We start from the raw sequence: 2053 nt of genomic DNA, 5'->3' as shown, positions 1-2053 counted from the left end.
CCCAGCAGGTCCTGGAGCACCTCCAGGTACGGGGCCTGCAACCGCGTGGACAGCACCTCGCGCAGGGCCGGGTCGCTGACCGCGTCGACGAACACGCCGGCGAAGGCCGCGCCCAGCCCCGGCTCGGTGAGCCGCGCGGCGAACCAGCGGATGACCGCGGGCACGACCTCCTCGCGGTCGGCGCCCTCCAGCGGTGCCTCGCCCAGCGCGTCGAGGAGGCAGTCGGTGATCAACGCGCCCTTCGACGGCCACCGGCGGTAGAGCGTGGTCTTCGCGACGCCCGCCGCCGCCGCGATGCGATCCATCGTCGCGCCCGCGTAGCCGAGCTCGTGGACCGAGCGCAGCGTCGCGGCGAACACCGCGTGGTCGATGCCCGCGCGCGGGCGGCCGGGTGGTCGGCCGGGAGTGGTCGCCGGGGTCATGGCCACACGATATCGAGTTCCGCTACGATCGGTATCGATACTATCGGTAGCGGAATTGCGCGAAGTCCTCTGGGGGTAGGCGTGAACGGTGTTGACCGCCCGTCGCGGGGTGTCCGGTTGTTGAGCGCCCTGACCAAGGAGCCCGACTGGTCGACCATCACCGACCAGGAGTTGGCCGCCGTCGCCGACGCGGCGAACCGCCGGGTGTCGTCCCGCGCGGCGCGGTTGTTCACCGGGTTCCCGGACCGCCGCGCCGAGATCACCTGGCAGGAGGTGGCGTTGCCCGACCGGGTGCTGCGGGTCCGGGTGCACCGGCCGTCGAAGCACGTCGGCGGGGACGCCTTGCCGCTCGTGCTGCACGTGCGCGGCGGTGGGTTCGCCGGCACGGCGGTGCAGTGCGACTGGGTGAACAGCCACCTCGCGGCACGCCTGCCCGCGCTGGTCGTCTCCGTCGAGCACCGGCTCCTCGCGCCGGGGACGCCGCTGGCGGACCTCGTCGACGACGGCTGGGACGTGCTGCGACACGTCGTGCGGCACGCCGGGCGGTGGGGGGTCGACCCGGCGCGGATCGCGGTCGTCGGTGAGAGCACCGGCGGGCTGGTGGTCGCGTCGGCCGCGATCCGGGCCCGCGAGCTCGGCCTGCCGCTGCGGGCGCAGGTGCTGGTCAACCCCGCGCTGGACGTGTCCGGCACGGCGATGGACCACGCCTCGATGGTCGAGCACGCCGACAGCCCCACCCTGACCGCGGCGCGGATGCGGTTCTTCCTCCGGCTGAGCGTGCCACCGGGCACGGATCCCCTGCCGCTGTCGCCGTTGCGCGTGGACGACCTGAGCGGGCTCGCTCCGGCGCTCGTGGTGGTGCCGACCATCGACCCGGTGGCCGACCACGGTCGCCGCTACGCCGAGCGGTTGCGCGAGGCCGGGACGCCGGCGCGGCTCACCGAGCACCGCGGTGCCACCCACGCGTTCCTCAGCATGCCGAACCTGGTGCCGCAGGCGAAGGCCGCACGCGCGGAGATCGCCGGGTTCCTGCGGACCCACCTGACGACGGGCGTCGCCACGACGCCGCTCGGCGGTCACTGAGCCGGCGGCTCCGCTGATCGCCCGTGCCCCGGACGGCCCTGTCCACCCGGGGGGTGCACGGCCATCATCGGCAACCGGTGCCGCCCGTCCGCGTGGCGCGTGCCGGGACACCGGAGAGGCTGGAGGGGCCGATGCACGGAGGCAATGCGGTCAGCGCGTCTTCACCACCGCGCGGTGACACGGTCGAACGGGTCGGGGACCGGGAGGTGCCCGACCCGTACCGCGTGCTGGAGGACCCCGCCGCCCCGGAGACCACCCGGTGGTGCGCGGAGCAGGACGCGGCGTTCGACCGGGCGCGCGCCGGGTGGACGTCGGGCCCGGCGATCCTGGCCGACCTGCACGCGTTGACGGCGTTCGACCACATCACCGCCCCCGTGCGGGCGGGTGGCCGGTCCTTCACGACCTGGCGCGAACCCGACGGCGAGCACGCCAGGCTGGTCGTGGTGGACGGGGACGGGCTCAAGGCGCTCGTCACGGGGTCGCTGGACAAGGCGGCGTTCTCCGACGCGGACTTCGTCATCGAGGCCGTGTTCGAGGACCTGGGCGTG

2 protein-coding genes and 1 pseudogene are annotated in these 2053 nt (G+C 74.5%); 2 read left to right on the top strand and 1 reads right to left on the bottom strand.

Annotated elements, in window-relative coordinates:
- On the bottom strand, nt 1-422 hold a 422-nt coding region (locus tag AB0G02_RS36950), incomplete at its 3' end, for a helix-turn-helix domain-containing protein (protein ID WP_360804167.1).
- 120 nt (nt 423-542) lie between these two features.
- Between AB0G02_RS36950 and AB0G02_RS36945 the strand changes: the two genes are divergently transcribed.
- Both AB0G02_RS36945 and AB0G02_RS36940 read left to right on the top strand, forming a co-directional pair.
- Nucleotides 543-1505: an alpha/beta hydrolase gene (locus AB0G02_RS36945; protein ID WP_360804164.1), complete on the top strand. Its 963-nt coding sequence runs from the start codon at nt 543-545 to the stop codon at nt 1503-1505.
- Between the two features lie 131 nt (nt 1506-1636).
- A pseudogene (locus tag AB0G02_RS36940) lies at nt 1637-2053 on the top strand (hypothetical protein); the annotation flags it as partial.

The organism is Actinosynnema sp. NPDC023658, assembly GCF_040639995.1.
Classification (GTDB): domain Bacteria; phylum Actinomycetota; class Actinomycetes; order Mycobacteriales; family Pseudonocardiaceae; genus Actinosynnema.
Note: the sequence above shows the minus strand (reverse complement) of the source record. Positions and strands in the feature narration are given on the sequence as shown.